The organism is Streptomyces rishiriensis (assembly GCF_030815485.1).
Classification (GTDB): domain Bacteria; phylum Actinomycetota; class Actinomycetes; order Streptomycetales; family Streptomycetaceae; genus Streptomyces; species Streptomyces rishiriensis_A.
In genome coordinates this window covers 3,035,033-3,054,289 of the sequence record NZ_JAUSWV010000002.1, presented here as the reverse complement: position 1 = coordinate 3,054,289, position 19,257 = coordinate 3,035,033, and the positions used below count along the sequence as shown (strand labels likewise).

Here is a 19,257-nt window from a genome sequence, read left to right as displayed (position 1 = left end):
GGAGGCTCGGGACATGACGACCCAGGCAGACACCCACACCGTCACCGACCCGGTCACCCGCACCGCGCGGCCCATCCCGCCGGACGTCCTCGACGAGCTGCGCTCCACCGACGACGCGGGTCGTCCGGCCGTTCCCCTGACCGACGAGGAGGGCGGCGCCCCGCTGCGCTGCTGTCTGCGCCGCAGCGAGCCCGGCGAGCTGATCGCGCTGGTCTCGTACGCCCCGCTGCGCCGCTGGGCGGCCGCGACCGGCGCCGACCCCGGCGCGTACGACGAGCAGGGCCCGGTGTTCGTCCACGCGCGCGCGTGCCGGGGGCCGGTCGGGGAGAGCCTGCCGTTCACCGGCTCCCGACGCACCGTGCGCCGCTACTCCGCCGCCGGGCGCATCCTGGGCGGCCGGCTCGTCGAGGACCCGGACGGGTTCGACGCGGCCTTCGCCGAGGCGTTCGGTGATCCCGAGGTCGCCCTCGTCCACGTCCGGGCCGTCGAGTACGGCTGCTTCCTGTACGAGGTGCGCCGGAGCTGACCGCGCGCCCGGGCCGCGCCCCGGTCCGGACACGGGGGAGGGGCGGGTGCGTCCCGCACCCGCCCCTCCCCCTCGCTCGGGAAACCCCGGCGTCAGCTCTTCAGCTCGGCCGCCACCAGCTCCGCGATCTGTACCGCGTTCAGGGCCGCGCCCTTGCGGAGGTTGTCGTTGGAGATGAACAGGGCGAGGCCGTGCTCCACGGTCTCGTCCTCACGGATGCGGCCCACGAACGAAGGGTCCTTGCCGGCCGCCTGCAACGGGGTCGGGATGTCGCTGAGGGCCACGCCGGGGGCGCCGCCCAGCAGCTCCGTCGCGCGCGCGGCGCTGATCGGACGCGCGAAACGGGCGTTGACCTGGAGGGAGTGGCCGGAGAAGACCGGGACCCGCACACAGGTGCCGGAGACCTTCAGTCCGGGGATCTCCAGGATCTTGCGGGACTCGTTGCGGAGCTTCTGCTCCTCGTCGGTCTCGTTCAGGCCGTCCTCGACGACCGAACCCGCGAGCGGGATCACGTTGAAGGCGATGGGACGCTTGTAGACCTGCGGCTCCGGGTAGTCGACCGCCTCGCCGTCGTGGGTCAGCCGGTCCGCCTCGGCCACGACCTTCTGCGCCTGCCCGTGCAGCTCCGCCACGCCCGCGAGGCCCGAGCCGGACACCGCCTGGTACGTCGCGACGACCAGCGCCTCCAGACCGGCTTCCGCGTGCAGCGGCTTCAGGACCGGCATCGCGGCCATCGTCGTGCAGTTCGGGTTGGCGATGATGCCCTTGGGCCGGTCCACGATCGCGTGCGGGTTGACCTCGGAGACGACCAGGGGCACCTCGGGGTCCTTGCGCCACGCCGACGAGTTGTCGATCACGACCGGGCCCTGCGCGGCGACCTTCTCGGCCAGCGCCCGCGAGGTCGCGCCGCCGGCGGAGAACAGGACGATGTCGAGGTCCGCGTAGTCGGCCGTCGCCGCGTCCTCCACCGTCACGCCGTCCAGGACCGTCCCCGCCGAACGGGCCGACGCGAACAGACGCAGCACCGTGACGGGGAAGTCACGCTCCTTGAGGATCCTGCGCATGACCGTGCCGACCTGACCGGTGGCTCCGACGATTCCGACCCTCACGGCGACTCCTTGCTCTGTTCACGGCTCTTCACGGACTTTTCCATCATGCGGCCGACCCCGGCCCACCTGTCCAATTCTTTGCCCACCATGCCCGAGGACTGGGACGCCCGCCGGTGTGACGTACGCCTCCCGAGGATTCCCCGCGGTCGTGCCGAACGTTTTCGCGCGCCACGGCGTCGTAGAGGAAACGCGGTAGGGAGGGGTGGCTGTGCTGCGCAGAAAAGCCCGGCGCGCCCAGGGGGACGGGGCCGGACAGGGCGACGATCCGCTGGACGCGGCGCAGGAACGCCGGGTGCGGGCGGTGCTCGCGCTGGGCGGGGTGCCGCAGGCGGACCTGCCGGACGGGGTGCAGCAGGTCCGCCTCCGGCTCCTGGAGCGTGCGGCGAAGGGGTACGAGACGCCGCGCGACGTCTCCGCGTGGGCGGCCGTCGTCGCCTCCAACCTCGCCATGGACTGGCATCGCGCCAAACGCCGCCAGGAGCGGCTGGGGGAGCGGCTGGCCTCGCTGCGCCAGCACGAGCACCCCTCCGGCGAGGACACCAGCGTGCTCTCCCTCGCCGTCGCGCAGGGTCTGGACGACCTGCCCGACGCCCAGCGCCAGGTTCTCGTCCTGCGCTTCTACGCCGATCTGCCGGTGCGGTCGATAGCCGAGGAGCTGGGCGTCCCGGAGGGCACGGTCAAGAGCCGCCTGCACACGGCGGTCCGGGCCCTGCGTGCCCGCCTGCACGAAGACGAGGTGGTGTGACGTGACCGCCCGACCAGGACCCGGCTACGGACCGCACGACGAGAACCCGAACGATCACGACAACCGGAACGATCACGAGAGCCACGGCGCGTTCGAGGGCCGGGACGGACAGGAGGGCTACGACGGTATGGACGCGTTGATGGCCGCCGTCCTGGACGTGCCCCTCTCCGGCCTCTCCGCGGAGGCCCGCGCCGATTCCGCCTATCTGGCCGCCCACCGCTCGGCGACCGCCGACGTGGCGCTCCTGCGCGAGCAGCTCGGCGTCCTCGCCGACGTGCTGGCGGAGCCGGTGCGCGAGCGGGCGCGGGTTGCGCAGACCGTCCCGGTGCGGCAGCCGCGCCCGGCGCGCCGGGCCCGTCCGCTCGCCCTGCGGCTCGCCGGCGTGGCCGCCGCCGGTGCGCTGGTCCTCGGCGGCGGATGGATGGTCGTCCAGGTCGGCCAGGGGATTTCCGGCGTCGATGCGGACAAGAGCGCGGGCAGCGCGGCCGGATCCGACGAGAAGGCCGACGCGTCGGCGGGAGACGGCGGGAGCCTCCTCGGCGACCCCGGCTATCTGGCCTGCGCCCGGCTCGTCGTCGAGGGGGACGTCACCGCGGTCGAACGGGTGGCGGGCACCACCCGGGAGCGGGTCACCCTGCGCGTCACCCACGCCTACCGGCCGGCCGGGAGCGGGCCCGAGGCCGACTTCGTGATGGAGGCGGACATGGACCCGCTGCTGCGCGCGGGCGACCACGTCCTGGTCGCCCTGTCGAAGGGGTCCGCCACCCCCGACGTCTGGGCGGTCGGCGAGGCCGACATCGCCCCCGAGCGGGCCGCGCTCGACCGGGCCCTGCCCGAGACGGAGGGCGTCACCTGCGAATGAGCCGGGCCCGCGGTGCGACGACGGAGGGCGGGCGCCCCGGTGGACGCCCGCCCCTGTCGACCCCTGCGGGCCGAGCCGTTCAACCGTTACCGGCTACGGAGTGACCTTCTCGATGGCCACGTTGCCGATGCCCGCGACGGTACCCCGCGCGTTCACCAGCTGGACCTGGCCGAAGAAGGCCCGGCCCTCGGGCGCGGCGGCCGCGGCGGTGACGGTCGCGGAGACCGACGCCGAGGCGCCCGTGCCGAGCTTCACCGGCGTCGAACCGTCGACGGTGACGGTGCCGAGCGAGGACGAGAAGAACACGTCCAGGTAGTCGTACGCCGTCGTGCCGGCCGGGACCGAGTAGCCCGCGACCTCGATGGTGTACGTGCCGGCGGCGGGAGACGGGATGGAGACCGCCTCCTCCGAGTCACCGTCGGCCTGCTGGGCGACCTGGTTGCCGGCCGCGTCGAAGACCGTCAGGTCCAGGTCGGCGGAGGCGTCGGAGACGTTGCCGATGGAGACGTCCAGCGACTTGGCGCCGGCCGGGACCTCGACCGTGGTGGTCTCGGTCGCGCCGTTCGCGATGGTCGGGCGGGCCGCCTTGGACGAGCCGAGCGGGCCGCCGGCCAGCTTGCCGTCGATGGCGGCGAAGTTGTTCGTGACCTTCCAGGAGACGGGGGCCGGGGTGCCGACCTTCGCCTCGGGCACGGTCACGGTCGCCGGGTCGAAGGACGCGCCGTAGACGGTGGCGTCCAGCTTGTACGGGTTGTCGAGCAGCGGCGAGGTGCGGCGCGACTCGACCTCGATCTCCCAGACGCCCGGCTGCGGGTCGGCGTAGGAGCGGGCGTCGGGCTTGCAGCCGTTGCCGTCGAGGTAGTTGTTGTAGCAGTAGATCGTGGAGCTGTCCTCGACCGCGACACCGTAGGGGTGGATCGAGATGAACCGGGTCTGGCTCTTGTCCTTCAGCCCGCCGATCGCGACCTCGAACGCCTGGGCGCCCTCGGGCACGGTCAGGAAGTAGGACTGCGAGCTGTTGCGCTGCACGGTGCTAGACGCGTGGAACGTGTAGTTCACCGGAGTCGAGACGACGACCGTGTTGAGGATCTGCTTGTCGAGGCCCTCGGTCTTCGGGTCGTCGACCTCCAGGATCGCGCTGGCGATGCCCGCTGCCTTCGGCTTCGCCTCGATCTTGACGGTCACCGGCTGGTTCAGCGACAGCTTGACCTCGTCCGAGCCGAGGATCCTGAAGGTGCCGGCCGCGTTGTTCTCGAGGCGCAGCTCGTGGCGGATCGCCTTGTCGGCGCCGGACGTACGGGTGATGGTGACGTCGTACGTCTTCTTCTGGCCGGCCTTCAGGCCGCCCTCGCGGTCGTAGATGCCGGTGCCGAAGCCCGGCGTCTTCAGCGCGAAGTCGAGCGCGGTGTCGACCGGCGCCTTGACGGCGTAGTCGTGGGCGGTGGCGCCCTTCCTGATGGACTTCCAGGCGTCCACGATGTTGATGGCGCCCGCGCCCTCCTCGTACGCCTGGAGACCCTTGATGTGGTCGGCGGTCGAGGTCAGCGCCGTGCGCAGGATCGCCGGGGTGAGCGCGACCTTCTGCTGCTTGGCGGCCGAGATCAGCAGCGCCGAGGCGCCCGCGGCCTGCGGGGAGGCCATCGAGGTGCCCTGGAGCATGGAGTAGCCGGCCGGCAGCGGGTAGCCCGCCTCGGCGACCGGGGCGCCCTCGAGCCAGGTCTGCGTGGTGTTGATCGCGGCGCCCGGGGCGACGAGCGTCGGCGTGAAGCCGCCGTCCTCACGCGGGCCGCGCGAGGAGAAGGGCAGCAGCGCGTACTTCTTCGTCACCTGCGAGCCGTAGTTGGCGGCCCAGGTCTCCTTGGAGATCGCCGCGCCGACCGAGATCACCTTGTCGGCCAGACCGGGGTCGCCGATGGTGTTGGCGCCGGGGCCCTCGTTGCCGGCCGAGATGACCAGCTGGACGCCGTAGGTGTCGATGAGGGTCGTGTACAGCGCGGCGCGCGCGTTGTTGCCGTCGTTCAGACCCGGCAGACCGCCGATCGACATGTTGACGATGTCGACACCGCGGTTGACGACCAGGTCGATCATGCCCTCGGTGAGGGCGACGTTGGTGCAGCCCGGGCCGAAGACGCAGGCGCGGGAGGAGACGATCTTCGCGCCGGGCGCGGCGCCGTTCATCTTGCCGCCGAACAGTCCGTTCGCGGCGGTGATGCCGGCGACGTGCGTGCCGTGCTCGCTGGCGATGAGACCGATGTTGGCGAAGTCGGCCTTCTTGCCGACCCAGTCGCCGCCGTACGGGTCCATCGGCACGTCCTTGCGGATCTGCACGACGAACGGCTGCCGCTCGGCGACGTCGGTCGCCGGGTCGTCGGTGCCGAAGTACCCGATCTGGTAGCCGTCCTTGTACGGCTTCATCGCGGTGTCGTCGGTGAAGTCGCCGTTGTTGTTCACGTCCACGGTGACCGTGCCGGCGGCGGCGTCGTACAGGACGCCCCACACGTCGGTGGTGTCGCCGTCGCGGTTGACGTCGCCCTTGGCGTCACCGCCCGCGGTGGCGGACTCCCGGAAGAGGTTGACCTGGTAGGAGCCGGCCTTCGCCGTCCAGGTCCGGCCGCCGAAGGTGAAGCTGGGCCCGGCCACGGAGGTCGTCATCGCGCGCCAGGAGGCGTCGCTGTCCAGGATCGGGTCGGTCGCCGTCACCCAGTCGACGATCTTGCGCTCACCGGTGGTGGTCTTCTGGAGCGCGGGGTGCGCCAGGTCGACACCGGAGTCGAGGATGCCGATGGTGACACCGCGGCCGTCCGCCTTCGGGTTCTTCTTCACGAAGTCGACGGCGCCCGTCTCGAAGGACGGGTTGTACGGGTTCTCGGCGGGGGTGTTCTTGTTCGGCGCGGCGTAGGCCTTCGTCTTCGCGGCGGACTTGGCGCCCTTCGCGGTGTCCGCGCTCGGCGTCGGGTCGTCGAGGGCGATGTCCTGCCGCAGGTCGATGGCGTGCACCGAGGACAGCTTGGCCGCGGCGGCGATCGCCGAGTCGGCCTTGCCGGTCGGGACGGTGGCGCGGACGTAGCCGACCTTGTCGTAGGACTGGCCCACGGAGCCGCCCTTGACCGCGTCCAGCTCCTCGGCGACCTGCTCGGTCTGGCCGGGGGCGGTCGCGACCATCAGCGTGACGTTCTTGTCGCCGGCGGCCTTGGCCTCGGCGAGGAGGTCGGCGTCGTCGGAACCGAGCTTGTCGTGGGCGGACTTCGCGCCCGGGTCGGCCGCGGCCGGGGTCTGGCCGTCGTCGGCGGAGAAGGCCATCGGTATCGGCCCGGCCGCGGACAGCGCGGCCACCAGGCCGGCGGCCACGGCTATCCGGGCCACGCGTCTTGCGCCCGATATCGGTTCACGCTGGGGGGTGAGGGTCATCGGCATCCCTTGTAGGTAAAGGAACGAGCACCACGTGACCAGGCCGTTCCTGCCTGATCACGGTCGTCCGGAATGCGGTCCCGGATGACCGCAAAGCTTTACCTAAGGGACAGCTGTTTGGGGAGAGTTGACCGAATCGATATGGATGTATGGGGAAAACCCTCTACGAGCCCCCTGTGCGAGGGCTGTCCGCCGGTTGTACGGATTTCGGTTGTACGGGTTCCGGCCGGGCGGGCCGAATGCCGGAGGCGTCAGGCGCCCGACGTCAGGCGTCCTTGGCGCGGGCGTAGTGCCGGGAGGCCTTCGCGCGGTTGCCGCAGGCGGCCATGGAGCACCAGCGGCGGGTGCCGTTGCGCGAGGTGTCGAAGAAGTGCAGCACGCAGGCCTCGTGCGCGCAGCGGCGGATCCGGTCCGGCGCGGCGGAGAGCAGCTCGAGGTAGTTGCGGGCGGCCAGCCAGCCGGGCCCCCAGGCGTCGTCCCCGAACTCGGCCCGCTCGCCCGGTCCTTGGGCGGTGAGGGTGGGCCGGATCCGCCCGTGGCCGAGCACGGTGTCGACGCCGGCGGTGTCCGCCGGGCCGTCCACCGCCGCCTTGAGCGCGTCGCGCGCCCGCAGGGTGTGCCGCAGGGTCGCCGCGTCGGCGGCGAACCGTCCGTCCAGCCCGTTCGCCGCCAGCCACACGGCGAGCCCGTCCGTGTCCCGCAGCAGATCCTGTACGGAGCCCTCCCGTACCCACCGTGTGTTGAGCAGGTCGAGCGCCAGGGGCTCGCCGGTGAGGGGACGGGGGTCGGGGGCGGTGGCGGACATCGGGGCTCCTTCCGTGCTAACCGCTCAAGAGTACGTGAATGGTTGACGTGAGTGAGTATAACCCTTAACCTGAATGTAAGAGGTTAGGTCTGCGGCTCGGTCTCGGCCCGCCGCTCGACCGGGGAGGCCGCCGCCGGGCCCGAGGAGGTCGAAAAGGTCATGAGTGTCTACCACTCCGGCTCGCGTGCGGTTCAGGACCGTGTGGGGGTCCGTGATCTCGCCGATCACATGGGCCGCGCGATCGGCGAGGGCGTCAGGCCGGTCGTCGCCGCCTTCCTGGAACTCCAGCCGCTGCTGGTCCTGGGGGCCGCCGACCCGGCGGACGGCCGGGTCTGGGCGTCGGCGGTCACGGGCGCCCCCGGCTTCGTCCGGGCCACCGGGCCGCGCCGGATCTCGGTCGCGACCGGAGTCCCCCGCGCGTCGGGCGGTGCGGGCGGCCTCCTCCCGACGGACCCGCTGGCGACGGCGTCGGCCACCGCGGGGATCCCCGTGGGCACGCTCGTCCTCGACCCGCGCACGCGTCGCCGGGTGCGGCTGAACGGCCGGCTGCGGCCCACCCCGCGCGGTTTCGCCGTCGAGACCGACCGGGTGTTCGCCAACTGCCCCCAGTACATACAGCGCCGGACGACCTACGAGACGGTCGACCGCGCGCCCGGCAGCCCGCGCCGCGGCGCCGAACTGACCGACATCCAGCGGGACTTCCTGGCAGGCTCCGACACCTTCTTCCTCGCCACCGTCCGGCCCGGTGGCGCCGGGGCCGAGGTCAGCCACCGCGGCGGCAACCCCGGCTTCGTGCGGATCACCTCGCCGCGCACGCTCACCTGGCCCGATCACCCCGGCAACTCCATGTTCCTCACCCTGGGCAACCTCGCCGCGGACCCCCGCGCCGGCCTGCTCTTCCTCGACTGGACGACGGGCCGCACCCTCCAGCTCACGGGCGAGGCCCGCACCCGGTTCGCCCCCGACGGCGAACGTACGGTCCTCTTCACCGTCACGGAGGCGGTCGACACGTCCGCCGCCCTTCCGCTGCGCTGGTCCGCGCCGGAATACTCCCCTGCGAACCCGGATCCGACCGGCTGATTTCCCTGCATGCGCATGAAGGTGGGGGTGGCGGCCTATGCCGTCTGCGTCCGTGACATCGCCCTGAAGATGTGGCACGAACGGCCGGTGGACGGAAGGGCGTCCGTGCCCCCGCCGGCCGCTTCCGGGGCATGAGCCGAGCCTCGTGCGACACCCCGTGACCGCCACGCCGACCGCAGCCACGGCAGCAACTGCGCCACGCCCCAGGCCGCTTCCACACCGAGGAACGGCCACAGCACCCCCGGGGCTCCCTGGCCCAGTGCGTACGCCATCCACGCCGTGAACAGGACGCGGGCGACGCCGTCGAGCAGGCCGTGCACCGCCAGTGGCCGGGCCAGGCGCAGGACCGCCCAGACGATCACGACCGACCCCATGAGGTTCGCGAACAGGATCTGCATCGGGTCGGTCCGCGGAAAGTCGCCCAGCGCCCACGCCCGGCTCCACGACGACAGCACGTCATGGACCAGCGCGTACGTCCACGGCGTCGCGAAGCCGGCCGTGACGACGAGGTCGTACCAGGCGCTCGCGCGGACGACACGCGGATAACCGGGGCCGTCGGGATCGAGGAGAGGTGCGGAAGTGGTCATGAGGCCGACGCTAAACACTGGACTACGCTCCAGGGTCAAGCGCCGACCGCAGTCCGACGGAGGTTCCCGCATGCGCATCGGAGAGCTGGCTGCCCGCACGGGCGCCACCCGGGACACCATCCGCTTCTACGAGAAGGTCGGCCTCGTCGAAGGCCGCCGACTGCCCAACGGATACCGCGACTTCGCGCCGGAGACGGTGGAGTGGCTGGCCTACGTGCGCACCGCGCAGACTCTGGGGTTCACCCTCGCGGAGATCGCCCGGCACGGCGCGGAACTGCGCGAGGCCCCCGACTCCGCGCAGGCTCTCTCCGCGCTGTTCGAGCAGAAGATCCGGATCGTCGACGTACGCATGGCCGAACTCGCCGCTCTCCGGGCCGAACTCGCCGGCCGCGTCGGCACCGGCTGCCCGCAGCGCACCACCTGACGGCAGACGGCGCGAAGGCACGACGGCCGGGCACGGCGGCACAGCGGACCGGCGGACCTGGCGTGGCGGCACGGCGGCACGGGCGTGACGGCGTGACGGCATGAGGAGGGGCCGGCGGGTGACACCCGACGGCCCCTCCTCTCCCCTCCTGGTCCTGCCCCGGTCCGTCACTACCGGGGCAGGACCACGACGTACGCGGCCGGATCCCTGTCGCCCGACGCCATCAACGCCGTGCGGACCACCGCCGCCTGCTGTTCCATCGTGTCCCGCAGCTTCTTCGGCGTGATGTACACGACCGTGATGCCGAGCCGCTCGAGATGCTCGCGCTTGCGGGCGTACTCCGACCAGAGCGCGTCCTCGTCCTGCCGCGGCGCCCGGGTGTCCAGTTCGACCGCCACCGCCTGCTCCGGCCAGTACGCGTCCAGACCGCCCAGGTGGGGACCGCCCGGCAGACGCAGGTCCACGTTCCAGACCGGGTCCGGAAGGCCGTACTCGCACACCATCGTGTACAGCCGGTCCTCCGCGAACGCGCGTCCCTCCGCGAGCAGCGAGTCCACCGCGTCCACCACGTGCGGGCGGCTCAGCAACTTGGCGTCGTTCAACTCCCGGACCACCGCAGCCGGTTCGCAGTGGCCACCGCGCACCGCCTCCGACAGCAGCCGCTGCACGGTCCCCGCGTCCGTCAGCCCGGCCACCGCGTCGGCGAGCGCGCGGGGCACCGGCGCCACCGGAACTCCCGTGACCTGATCGGGAGTCGGCAGGGTGCCCGTGCGGACGACGTGGGCGCAGCCCGTCGAGCGCAGCCGGCGCAGGCGCGGCACCAGGACGTCGACGTGTTCCAGGGACAGCAGCGGGGGAGCCGACGAGAGTCCGTGCAGGTTCAGGGCCGCCAGCCCCGTGATCATCGCCTCCTTGTACAGCGGCCGGTGCGGGTCCCCGGCGTCCGGCTGGGCCGGAACCGCGGGCGGCGGCGTCGCCGTGTCGCGGCCCGCGTACATGAGCACCGCGTGCAGCCGCTCCTCGCTGGTCGGCGGGCCGGGGTGGAGCAGGTACACACCGGGGAGGATCTGCTGCCAGGGGCCACCGGGCCGGCACTGCTCGTTCGCCTCTGCGGGGGCCACGCCCTGGGAGCGGAGCCGGCCCGTCGTCGTGACGCGGCGCTGTACGTCCGACAGGTGGCGGACGGGGCGGGGGGACGCCGAGGGAACCTGGGGGAGGGGGGTGTTGTGGTGGTTCATGCAACGTGGATTCCGCGCCCGGGCTGTCTCTTAACCGCTGTTACACGCTCGTCGACAAACCCGGACAAGCTCGTCCTAAAGGACGGGTGTTCGGATGCCGATGAGGCGCCGAAAACCCCTGGTCCCGAATGGGGGAGCCAGGGGTTACGGGTCGGAATACCTGAATTCCGTAACGGTGACCGTCAGCGGAATCCATGGCCAAAGATCAGGCGGTTCCGGCCTCCGCACCGTTCGCCTGCGCCCGCAGGGACCGCGCCAGATCGTCGCGCGCCTCCAGCACCAGCCGGCGCAGCGCCGGGGCCGCCGACTCGTGCGCCGTGAGCCAGGCGTCCGTCGCCTCCAGCGTCCGGGGGGAGTCCTGCAGCGACGGGAACAGGCCCTTGACGACCGTCATCGCGATCTGGATCGACCGCTCGGCCCAGATCCGCTCGATCGACGCGAAGTACTTCTCCGCGTAGGGCACGAGCAGCTCCCGCTGCGAGGGCTGGGCGAAGCCCGCGATCGTCGCCTCCACCAGCGCGTTGGACAGCGAGTCCGACTCGACCAGCTGGGCCCACGCCTGCGCCTTGACCGCCTGCGACGGGCGGGCCGCGAGGCAGCGGACCTGATGCCGCTTGCCGGACGCCGTGTCGTCCCGCGCCAGTTCGGCCGTCAGCGCCTTCTCGTCGGCGTACCCGTGCGCGACCAGCGGCTCCACGAACACCCAGCGCAGTTCCTGGTCCACCTCCAGCCCGTCGATCGTCGCCGTGCCGTCCAGCAGGCCCTGGAGCAGCTCGAAGTCGGTGTCGCGGGACGCCACCGTCGCGAAGAAGCGCGCCCAGGCCAGCTGGTGCTCGCTGCCCGGCCCGGCCGCCCGCAGATTCCGCAGCGCGGTGTCGGCCAGCAGCTCCTCGCCCGTCCGCCGCCAGGACCGCGGCGCGTAGTGGACCAGCGCCGAGTCCGCCCACGCGTGCAGCATCTGGAGAACGCCGATGTCGGACTCGTGGTGCCCGAACCGCACCACCAGGTCCACGAAGTCGGGCGCGGGCAGCAGCGCGTCCCGGGTCAGGTTCCACAGCGCCGACCAGCACAGGGCCCGGGCCAGCGGGTCGGTCATCGAACCCAGCTGCTCCCGCAGCGTGGCCAGCGAGTTCTCGTCGAAGCGCACCTTGCAGTACGTCAGGTCGTCGTCGTTGACCAGCACCAGCTCCGGGGCCTCGGCGCCCGCCAGCTCCGTCACGACCGTACGCGGGCCGTCGACGTCCGTCTCGGCGCGCGCGTACCGCACGAGACGGTCGTCCTCGCGGCGGTACAGGCCGATCGCCACCCGGTGGGGCCGCAGTTCGGGGTAGGCCTCGGCGGCCTCCTGCAGCACCGCCAGCTCGTCGACGCGGCCCTGCGGGTCCAGCAGCACCTGCGGGGTCAGCGAGTTCACGCCCGCCGTCTGGAGCCAGGACCGAGCCCAGCCGCCCATGTCCCGGCCGCTGGTCTCGGCGAGCACCGACAGCAGATCACCGAGACGCGTGTTGCCGTACGCGTGCCGCTTGAAGTAGCGCCGCGCACCCTCGAGGAACGCGTCCTGGCCGACGTACGCCACCAGCTGCTTCAGGACGGAGGCGCCCTTGGCGTACGTGATGCCGTCGAAGTTGAGCTTCGCGTCCTGGAGATCGCGGATGTCGGCGGTGATCGGGTGGGTGGAGGGAAGCTGGTCCGCGCGGTAGGCCCACGCCTTGCGGCGGTTGGCGAAGGTGATCCAGGCGTCGGTGAAGCGGGTCGCGCCGACGTTCGCGAACGTGCCCATGAAGTCGGCGAAGGACTCCTTCAGCCACAGGTCGTCCCACCACACCATGGTGACCAGGTCACCGAACCACATGTGCGCCATCTCGTGCAGGATGACGTTCGCCCGCGCCTCGTACGACGCCTGCGTCACTTTGCCCCGGAAGATGTACTCCTCGCGGAAGGTCACCAGACCCGGGTTCTCCATCGCGCCGAGGTTGTACTCGGGCACGAACGCCTGGTCGTACTTGCCGAACGGGTACGGGTAGTCGAAGTGGTCGTGGAAGAAGTCCAGGCCCTGCTTGGTGACGAGGAAGACGTCCGCGGAGTCGAGGTGGGGCTCCAGACCCCTGCGGCACATCGCGCCGAGGGGGATCTCCAGCGTCGTCCCGTCACCCAGGTCGCGGGTGTAGGTGTCCGTCACATAGTGGTACGGGCCGGCCACCACACAGGTGATGTACGTCGAGATCGGCTTCGTCTCCGCGAAGCGCCACACGCCGTCGGCGCGCTCGCCGACGCCGTTGCTCCACACCACCCAGTCCTCGGGCGCCCGTACCTCGAAGCGGAACGGGCCCTTGAGGTCGGGCTGCTCGAAGCCCGCGAAGACCCGGCGGGCGTCGGCCGGCTCGTACTGGGTGTACAGGTACACCTCGCCGTCCTCCGGGTCGACGAAGCGGTGCAGGCCCTCGCCGGTGCGCGAGTAGGCGCACTGGGCGTCGACGATCAGCTCGTTCTCCGCGGCCAGGTCCTCCAGCAGGATCCGGACGCCGTCGAAGACCTCACCGGGGTCGAGGTCGCGGCCGTTGAGGGAGACGGACGTCACACTCGGCGCGATCAGGTCCGCGAAGCTCGACGCGCCGGGCTCGTTGCAGCGGAAGCGGACCGTGGTGACCGAGCGGAAGGTGCGAGGCTCGTCCCCGGTCCGGTCGCCGACCGCCGACCGGATGTCGAGGGACACGTCGTACCCGTCGACGGACAGCAGGGCGGCCCGCTCCCGGGCCTCGTCGCGGGACAGGTTCTCACCGGGCACGGCGGTACTCCCTCAGTGCGTTGAGCATGGGCTTTCGGACAGGAGTGATCCTGCCATGCGCCCCTGACGCCGGGCAGCAGGGAATGTGCGGCGGGGACGGCGGTGTTCACGGGGAAAGGGCTTGTCCCGTGAGGATCGCTTGAGGAGAGACATGTCCGAGAAGACCCCCGTCGACTTCTGGTTCGACCCGTCGTGCCCCTGGGCCTGGATGACGTCGCGCTGGGTGCTGGAAGTGGAGAAGGTTCGTGACATCGAGGTCCGCTGGCATGTGATGAGCCTCGCCGTCCTCAACGAGGACAGGCTCGAGGAGCTGCCCGAGCAGTACCGGGAGTTCCTCGAGACGCAGGCCTGGCGGCCGGTCCGAGTGGTGGCCGCCGCCGCGCAGAAGCACGGGGCGGACGTCCTCGGTCCGCTCTACACCGCGCTCGGCACCCGCTTCCACAACAACGGCGAGGGCCCCACCCCGGAGGCCATCGCCGCCGCGCTCGCCGACGTCGGTCTGCCCGCCGACCTCATCGAGTACGCCGACCAGAAGGACTTCGAGTTCGACGCCGAACTGCGCGCCTCCCACAAGGAGGGCATCGAGAAGGTCGGCCAGGACGTCGGCACCCCCGTCATCGCCGTCCCCGGCCCCGACGGTGAGCAGATCGCCTTCTTCGGCCCCGTGGTCACCCCCGCGCCGAAGGGCGAGGAGGCCGCCCGCCTCTGGGACGGCACCCTCGCCGTCGCCTCGGTCCCCGGCTTCTACGAGATCAAGCGCTCCCGCACCAAGGGCCCGGACTTCAGCAACCTGTGACGGCACCGGTGCCCCGTGAGCTCCGCTCGCGGGGCACCGCGGACCACGTGACGGAGGACCGGCACCGGTACCGCACGCGGCCCGTACCGCCACGCCCACGCCCGCGCTGTGCTGCTACTGGACGGCCGGCTGGGGCGGCGACCGGAACTCCTCCGGGAGGTCGAAGCCGGACCGCCAGTTGAAATAGGACTGCACCCGCACACAGCCTTCGCGGGTGCAGCGCCGGAACTTGTCGAGATCCGCCCTGTGCACCAGCCCCTGCTTCAGGGCGAAGGCCTTCTCGTCGTCGTGCATGTGCCGGAAGTGCTGGTCGGTGTCCCCGCAGTTGGGGCAACGCCTCTTCGGAAGACCCATGCGGGCCACTGTCACCCCGGGACGCCGTCCTTGGGAAGCCCCCAGTCGGGCGCACGGAAGCGGTGCATACGGAAGCGGTGCATACGGGTGCGGCCCCGCGAGTCAGGTCCTCGCGGGGCCGCACCTTCACTCCGCCTGCCGCCGTGAAGGGTGAGAAGACGATCACGAGGCAGGACGCTTCACGACCGCCTCAGGGGGCGGGCAGCAGCACATCCGCGCGGGACTCCCGCACCTCCGCCAGCTGCTCCACCGTGTCGTTGGCGCCCTTCACGTACGCCGCGTGGTGCTTGTCGTGGTGCAGCTCGATGATCTCCGGGCTGACCACGGGCGCGAGCGCGGAATAGTCGGAGGGCAGTTCGGGCAGCGTGTGGACGGGCATGGCGGGGTCCCCTCGAACCTCTTATTGCAAGTTACTTGCAAGTGCAGGCTAGCAATAAGAAGGGGGTCGCGGGCAACAGGACGGCCCCCACGTGTCTCCACGTGAGGGCCGACCGGGTGCGGGCGGGGTGCAGCCGGGATACAGCCGCCTCGGGTGATGGCCCGGGCTAGGCGGCCACGGGTGTGTAGTGCGCCGCGTCGCCCTCGATCGAGTAGCTCTCCTTGCCGTCGATGCCGACCGGGATGTCGCCCGCGACGGTCACCCGGTGCAGCCGACGGGGCCGGCCGTCGTAGTTGTCGACCGCGTAGTGCTGGGTGATGCGGTTGTCGAACAGGACCAGCTGGTTCTCCGACCAGCGGTGGCGCAGGATGTTCTCCGGCCGGGTGACGTACGCCTGGAGCAGGTCCAGGATCTTGCGGGACTCGGCCGGTGACAGGCCCACGATGCGCTGCGCGAACCCGCCGATGAACAGCCCCCGCTCTCCGGTGAGCGGATGCACGCGGACCACCGGGTGGACGGTGCGGTACTTGATCGAGGTGAACTGGGCGCGCGCGGCGGCCTGTTCCTCGTCGACCGCCTCCTGGGGCACCGCGTAGTCGTAGTCGTTGGTGTGCTCGGCCCACAGGGTGTCGGCGAGCTGCCTGAGCGGCTCAGGCAGCTGGCGGTAGGCGGCCGCCGAGCTGGTGATCAGGGTCTCGCCGCCGTACGGCGGGAGGACCAGGCTGCGCAGGGTGCTGGCCTGCGGCGGGTTGAGGACGAAGGTGACGTCCGTGTGCCAGTGGTTGGCGGCACGGCCGCGCTCGCTGTCGACCGGCAGCACGTTCGGGGCGCCGTCGACGGCCGGCACCGTCGGATGGGCGGTGGTGAGGTCACCGAAGTGCCGGACGAAGGCCTGCTGGCCCGCGTCGTCGAGGTTCACGTCGTCGAAGACCAGGGCCTTGTGGACGTTGAGCGCCTCGCGCAGAGCGGTGTACGTCTCCTCGTCCAGGGGCTTGGCGATGTCGACGCCCAGGACCTGGGCGCCGATGTTCGCCGTGACCTTGCGGATCTCGATGCTCATGGGTAGGTCCTTTCGACGAGGGTCACACGAGGGCGGGTGCGGGAGTGTGCGCGTACTGGTTGGCGGGGCGCGGGAGGCCGTACCTCTCGCGCAGGGTCGTGCGCGGGCCGTACTCGCTGCGCAGCAGGCCGCGGGCGCGCAGGATCGGCACGACGTGGTCGACGAAGGCGTCCAGGCCGGAGGGCAGCACCGCGGGCATGATGTTGAACCCGTCGGCGGCGCCCTGGGTGAACCAGCTCTCGATCGCGTCGGCGACCTGCTCGGGAGTGCCCGCGAAGGTGAGATGCCCGCGCCCGCCGCCGAGCCGCCCGATGAGCTGCCGCACGGTGAGCCGCTCACGCCGGGCCAGCTCCACCACGAGGGTGTAGCGGCTCTTGGCGCCCTCGATCGCGCTCTCCGGCGGCAGCTCGGAGGGCAGCTGCGAGTCCAGCTCCAGGGTGCCCGGCTCCAGTTGGAGCAACTGCTCCAGCCGCTCGACGCCGTGCGTGTGCACGATGTGGTCCTCGAGGATCCGCTCGTGCTCGCGAGCCTCGGCCTGCGTCGAGCCGATCACGGGGACGATCCCGGGCAGCACCTTGACATGCTCGGGGTCCCGGCCGGCCTGCCGGGTACGGGACTTGAGGTCGGCGTAGAAGGCCTGCGCGTCGGAGAGCGTCTGCTGCGCGGTGAACACCGCCTCCGCGTAACGGGCCGCGAACGTCTTGCCGTCCTCGCTCGACCCGGCCTGCACCAGCAGCGGGTAACCCTGGGGTGAGCGCGGGACGTTGAGCGCTCCCTCGACGCTGAAGTACGTCCCCCGGTGCCGGGGCGGGTGGACCTTCGCGTCGTCGCCCCAGACGCCGGCCGCCTTGTCGGCGACGATCGCGTCGTCCTCCCAGCTGTCCCAGAGCTTCAGGGCCACGTCGAGGAACTCGCCGGCGCGGGCGTAGCGCTCGGCGTGGGCGGGCTCGGCGTCCAGACCGAAGTTGCGGGCGGCCTCGGCGCCGGCCGTGGTGACGATGTTCCAGCCCGCCCGGCCGCCGCTGATGATGTCGAGCGAGGCGAACTTGCGGGCCAGGTTGTAGGGGGAGTTGTAGGAGGTGGAGGCGGTGGCGATGAGGCCGATGTGCTGAGTGGCGGTCGCCAGCGCGGTGAGCAGCGTGAGCGGTTCCAGGGCGCCGGCCGGGCGCTGGGCGATGGTGCCCCAGAGCTGTGGGCCGTCGGCGAGGAACAGGGAGTCGAAGGTGCCTCGTTCGGCGATCCTGGCCAGGTGGACGTAGTGGTCGAGCTCGACGTGGGCGTACGGGTCGCTCTCCGGGAGCCGCCAGGACGCCTCGTGGTGGCCGGTGTTCATCAGGAAGGCGTTGAGGTGGAGCTGTCGTCCGTGGTGAGGCGTGGTCACTTGTGGTCCTCCGTGACGCCCAGGGCGCTGAGCAGCCGTTCCCGGTACTCGCCGAGCAGTGGGTCCCGGTACGAGCGCGGGTGCGGGCGGTCGATGGTCAGGTCGAGGCCGATACGGCCGTGGTCGAGGACGAGGACCCGGTCGGCGAGCACGATCGCCTCGTCCACGTCGTGGGTGACGAGCAGCACGGAAGGCCTGTGGCGCTCCCACAGCTCGCGCAGCAGGGTGTGCATCTTGATCCGGGTGAGGGCGTCGAGCGCCCCGAAAGGCTCGTCGGCGAGCAGGAGTTCGGGTTCCCGGACCAGTGAGCGGGCCAGCGCGGCGCGCTGCGCCTCACCGCCGGACAGCTCGTTGGGCCAGGCACGCTCGCGGCCCTTGAGCCCGACCTCGGCGAGTGCCTCGCGGCCCTTGCGCTCCGCCTCCTTGCCGTCCAGCCCCAGCAGTACGTTGTCCAGCACCCGACGCCAGGGCAGCAGCCGGGAGTCCTGGAAGACGACCGACACCCGCTCCGGGGCCGTGAGCTGCCCGCTGCCGACGACCTCGTGGTCGAGGTGGGCGACCGCCCGCAGCAGGGTGCTCTTGCCGGATCCGCTGTGTCCGAGGAGTGCCACGAACTGGCCGGCCGGGATGTCCAGGTCGATGCCGTCGAGAACCGTACGGTCCTCGAAGGACCGCGTCAGGCCGCGCAGCCGGACGGCGGTGGAGCGGGTCAGCTGCTCAGTGTGCGGCGCCACGACAGCACCCTCCGTTCGATGAGACGGACCGCGGCGTCGGAGAGGAGACCGAAGACGCCGTAGATGAGGAGGCCGACGAGGATGACGTCCGACTGGCCGTAGTTCTGGGCCTGGAACATCATGTAGCCGAGGCCGCTGGTGGCGTTGATCTGCTCCAGGACCACCAGTCCGAGCCAGGAGCCGGTCACCCCGAGCCGGAGTCCCACGAAGAATCCGGGCAGGGCGCCGGGGATCACGATCTGCCGGATGAACTGGACCTTCGACAGGCCCTGCACCTCGGCCAGTTCGACGAACCGGTGGTCGATGCCGGAGAGCGCGGCATGCGTGTTGAGGTAGATCGGGATGTAGACGACGATGGCGATGATCGCGATCTTGAACGTCTCGCCGATGCCCAGCCAGAGGATGAACAACGGGATCAGGCCGAGGGTCGGGATCGCCCGGTTGAGCTGCACGGTCCCGTCGATCAGGGCTTCCCCGGTCCGGGTCAGTCCCGAGGCCAGCGCGAGCGTCACCCCGGCGGACAGACCGATCGCGAAGCCGTAGGCGGCGCGTTCCAGGGAGGTGAGGACGTCGGTGGTCAGTGTCCCGTCGGTCCACAGGTTCACGCCGGTCCTCAGCACCGTCCAGGGCGCGGGGATCGCCCCGGTGTCCAGCTGCCCGGCGGCCGAGGCGGCGGCCCACGCGACGATGAGCAGCAGGGGCCCGACGAGCCGGGAGGCGGGCCACGGTTTGCCGGGGGCGAGTCCACGGCGTCGTTGCCGGCGGCGGGCCCGGCTACCGTCGTCGGCGGCCGCGGGGACGGGAGCGGCGGCAGCCGGAACCGCGGTCGCGGCGGTGCCGGCTGCCGTGTCCGTGCCGGCTGTCGTGTCCGTGCCGATGGGCGTGCTCGTGCCGCTCGGTGTTTTCGTGCCGGTGGTCGCGCTCGTGCCGGTGGTCGTGTTCTTTCCGGTGGTCGTGTTCGGGCTTGCGCTGGTGGTCATGGCG

General features: G+C 71.5%; 17 protein-coding genes and 1 pseudogene. 6 read left to right on the top strand and 12 right to left on the bottom strand.

Translation table 11 applies throughout. The annotated features are described in order from the left end of the window. Positions 1-13: 13 nt before the first annotated feature. On the top strand, positions 14-526 hold the full coding sequence (locus tag QF030_RS16025) for a DUF1203 domain-containing protein (protein WP_307163352.1): 513 nt from the start codon (positions 14-16) through the stop codon (positions 524-526). A 92-nt stretch (positions 527-618) separates the two neighbouring features. Here the strand turns inward: QF030_RS16025 and QF030_RS16020 are convergent, their stop codons facing one another. Next, complete coding sequence (locus QF030_RS16020) at positions 619-1,635, bottom strand: aspartate-semialdehyde dehydrogenase (RefSeq protein ID WP_307163351.1); 1,017 nt, start codon at positions 1,633-1,635, stop codon at positions 619-621. Positions 1,636-1,837: 202 nt separating this feature from the next. On the opposite strand from QF030_RS16020, the gene QF030_RS16015 reads away from it, so the two are divergent. Further along, positions 1,838-2,380, top strand: coding sequence for a sigma-70 family RNA polymerase sigma factor (locus tag QF030_RS16015; RefSeq protein ID WP_307163350.1), 543 nt, complete (start codon positions 1,838-1,840; stop codon positions 2,378-2,380). A gap of 1 nt (position 2,381) precedes the next feature. After that, positions 2,382-3,242: a hypothetical protein gene (locus tag QF030_RS16010; RefSeq protein WP_307163349.1), complete on the top strand. Its 861-nt coding sequence runs from the start codon at positions 2,382-2,384 to the stop codon at positions 3,240-3,242. A gap of 93 nt (positions 3,243-3,335) precedes the next feature. Here QF030_RS16010 and QF030_RS16005 read toward each other — a convergent pair whose 3' ends face one another. Then, positions 3,336-6,650 (bottom strand): S8 family serine peptidase, encoded by a 3,315-nt coding sequence (locus QF030_RS16005; protein ID WP_307163348.1) that lies wholly within the window; start codon positions 6,648-6,650, stop codon positions 3,336-3,338. A 265-nt stretch (positions 6,651-6,915) separates the two neighbouring features. Beyond that, positions 6,916-7,455, bottom strand: coding sequence for a CGNR zinc finger domain-containing protein (locus tag QF030_RS16000; protein WP_307163347.1), 540 nt, complete (start codon positions 7,453-7,455; stop codon positions 6,916-6,918). 159 nt (positions 7,456-7,614) lie between these two features. Between QF030_RS16000 and QF030_RS15995 the strand changes: the two genes are divergently transcribed. After that, a complete protein-coding gene (locus tag QF030_RS15995) occupies positions 7,615-8,535 on the top strand; it encodes a pyridoxamine 5'-phosphate oxidase family protein (protein WP_307163346.1) in 921 nt (306 codons plus the stop codon). A gap of 35 nt (positions 8,536-8,570) precedes the next feature. Here the strand turns inward: QF030_RS15995 and QF030_RS15990 are convergent, their stop codons facing one another. Next, complete coding sequence (locus tag QF030_RS15990) at positions 8,571-9,122, bottom strand: hypothetical protein (protein WP_307163345.1); 552 nt, start codon at positions 9,120-9,122, stop codon at positions 8,571-8,573. A gap of 70 nt (positions 9,123-9,192) precedes the next feature. Here QF030_RS15990 and QF030_RS15985 point away from each other — a divergent pair, with 70 nt between their 5' ends. Beyond that, positions 9,193-9,546: a MerR family transcriptional regulator gene (locus QF030_RS15985; protein ID WP_307163344.1), complete on the top strand. Its 354-nt coding sequence runs from the start codon at positions 9,193-9,195 to the stop codon at positions 9,544-9,546. 170 nt (positions 9,547-9,716) lie between these two features. Here the strand turns inward: QF030_RS15985 and QF030_RS15980 are convergent, their stop codons facing one another. Continuing rightward, positions 9,717-10,784 (bottom strand): hypothetical protein, encoded by a 1,068-nt coding sequence (locus QF030_RS15980; RefSeq protein WP_307163343.1) that lies wholly within the window; start codon positions 10,782-10,784, stop codon positions 9,717-9,719. 205 nt (positions 10,785-10,989) lie between these two features. After that, the gene (gene pepN / locus QF030_RS15975; RefSeq protein ID WP_307163342.1) at positions 10,990-13,569 is read right to left on the bottom strand and encodes an aminopeptidase N; all 2,580 of its coding nucleotides are present in this window, start codon (positions 13,567-13,569) and stop codon (positions 10,990-10,992) included. A gap of 151 nt (positions 13,570-13,720) precedes the next feature. Between pepN and QF030_RS15970 the strand changes: the two genes are divergently transcribed. Beyond that, positions 13,721-14,365: a mycothiol-dependent nitroreductase Rv2466c family protein gene (locus QF030_RS15970; RefSeq protein ID WP_307163341.1), complete on the top strand. Its 645-nt coding sequence runs from the start codon at positions 13,721-13,723 to the stop codon at positions 14,363-14,365. A 114-nt stretch (positions 14,366-14,479) separates the two neighbouring features. Here QF030_RS15970 and QF030_RS15965 read toward each other — a convergent pair whose 3' ends face one another. The 6 genes and pseudogenes from QF030_RS15965 to QF030_RS15940 form a co-directional block, all read right to left on the bottom strand. After that, the gene (locus QF030_RS15965) at positions 14,480-14,719 is read right to left on the bottom strand and encodes a hypothetical protein (protein WP_307163340.1); all 240 of its coding nucleotides are present in this window, start codon (positions 14,717-14,719) and stop codon (positions 14,480-14,482) included. 223 nt (positions 14,720-14,942) lie between these two features. Beyond that, positions 14,943-15,098 (bottom strand): annotated as a pseudogene (locus QF030_RS15960) (superoxide dismutase); the annotation flags it as partial. A gap of 166 nt (positions 15,099-15,264) precedes the next feature. Next, complete coding sequence (locus QF030_RS15955; protein ID WP_307163339.1) at positions 15,265-16,158, bottom strand: TauD/TfdA dioxygenase family protein; 894 nt, start codon at positions 16,156-16,158, stop codon at positions 15,265-15,267. A 22-nt stretch (positions 16,159-16,180) separates the two neighbouring features. Next, positions 16,181-17,539 carry an LLM class flavin-dependent oxidoreductase gene (locus QF030_RS15950; protein ID WP_307163338.1) on the bottom strand — a complete coding sequence of 453 codons (1,359 nt, stop codon included), beginning with the start codon at positions 17,537-17,539 and terminating at the stop codon, positions 16,181-16,183. After that, positions 17,536-18,273, bottom strand: coding sequence for an ABC transporter ATP-binding protein (locus QF030_RS15945; protein ID WP_307163337.1), 738 nt, complete (start codon positions 18,271-18,273; stop codon positions 17,536-17,538). The genes QF030_RS15950 and QF030_RS15945 overlap by 4 nt, the downstream gene beginning before the upstream one ends. Further along, entirely contained in the window at positions 18,249-19,253 is a 1,005-nt protein-coding gene (locus QF030_RS15940; RefSeq protein WP_307163336.1) for an ABC transporter permease, read from the bottom strand. The genes QF030_RS15945 and QF030_RS15940 overlap by 25 nt, the downstream gene beginning before the upstream one ends. Between the last annotated feature and the right edge of the window lie 4 nt (positions 19,254-19,257).